The sequence below is a fragment of the Streptomyces sp. 5K101 genome (assembly GCF_046506645.1).
GTDB lineage: Bacteria > Actinomycetota > Actinomycetes > Streptomycetales > Streptomycetaceae > Streptomyces.
Window position 1 is genome coordinate 1 of the sequence record NZ_JBKFFO010000065.1, and the last position, 1248, is coordinate 1248.

The 1248-nt window shown below is 69.2% G+C and carries 1 protein-coding gene; it reads left to right on the forward strand.

The window, feature by feature from the left end:
* The first annotated feature begins 1 nt into the window (after position 1).
* Positions 2–1209, forward strand: a protein-coding gene (locus ACLB9X_RS34370) for an IS3 family transposase (RefSeq protein ID WP_410364339.1) whose coding sequence is annotated in 2 segments (ribosomal slippage) — positions 2–299 and positions 299–1209 — 1209 coding nt in all. Because the reading frame shifts where the segments join, the coding sequence is not laid out codon by codon here.
* Positions 1210–1248 lie beyond the last annotated feature (39 nt).

The following is a 1248-nucleotide window of genomic DNA, read 5'->3' on the forward strand; positions in this document are numbered from 1 at the left end:
CGTGGCCCTGTACGAGTCCACGCCCGGGGCGACGTACAAGAGCATCGCCGCTGACCTGGGTATCAACAGGGCGACGCTGCGTGAGTGGGTGCTGCGGGAGCGGGATCGTCGTGGCGTCGCCCCCGCCGCTCGGGCAGGCGGGGCCGCGTCGGCCCGGGCAGGACAGCCGGCGCCGTCCGCCGACCCGGATGAGCGGATCCGGCAGCTGGAGGCCCGGGTGGCCGAGCTTGAGGCGAGCGAGCGGAAGCTGGCCACCGAACGGGACATCCTGCGCAAGGCAGCCAAGTATTTCGCCGGCGAGACGAACTGGTGAACCGCTTCCAGTTCGTCCACGACCACCGGGACGCCTTCGGCGTGAAGCGGTTGTGCCAGGTGCTGGGCGTGAACCGTTCCAGCTACTACAAGTGGCGGGACAGAGTCGACGCACGGACCGCGCGGCAGGCCGCCGACCGGGCCCTGGCCGAAGAGATCCGTGCCGTCCACGCCGACTCCGACGGCGCCTACGGCTCCCCACGGATCACCGCCGAGCTCCGCGCCGACGGCCGGAGGATCAACGAGAAACGCGTGGCCCGCGTGATGCGCAAGTTCTCCATCCAGGGCATACGCCTGCGCAGACGGGTCCGCACCACGACCCCCGAGCCGTCGGCGATACCTGTCCCGGACCTGTTCCAGCGGGACTTCACCGCCCCGGAGCCCGGAGTCAAGTACATGGGCGACATCACGTATCTGCCCGTCGGGGACGGGGAGTTCCTCTATCTGGCCACCGTTCTGGACTGCTTCAGCCGTCGGGTCGTGGGCTGGTCCATCGCCGGCCACATGCGCACCGAACTCGTCGCCGACGCCCTTCGGATGGCGGCCCGGACCCGTGGCGGCCTGGACGGCTCGATCTTCCACAGCGATCACGGAGCGCAGTACGCATCTCGTGAATTCGCCAAGCTGTGCAGCGAGTTGGGCATGACCCAGTCCATGGGCGCGGTCGGCACCTCCGCCGACAACGCCGCCTGCGAGAGCTTCCACGCCAGCCTCAAGCGGGAGACCCTGCAAGGTGCCCACTGCTATCCGGGAGCAGAACTCTGCAGACGCACCGTCTTCCGGTGGCTCACCCGCTACAACATCCGGCGACGCCACTCCGCGAACGGGCAGCTCAGCCCCGTGGACTTCGAACACCGGCACCAGCAGGAGTCCGCTAGGCTCACGCTGGCCGCATGACAACCCCGAACGCGTGTCCACTTCCGCGGGGGAAGGCCC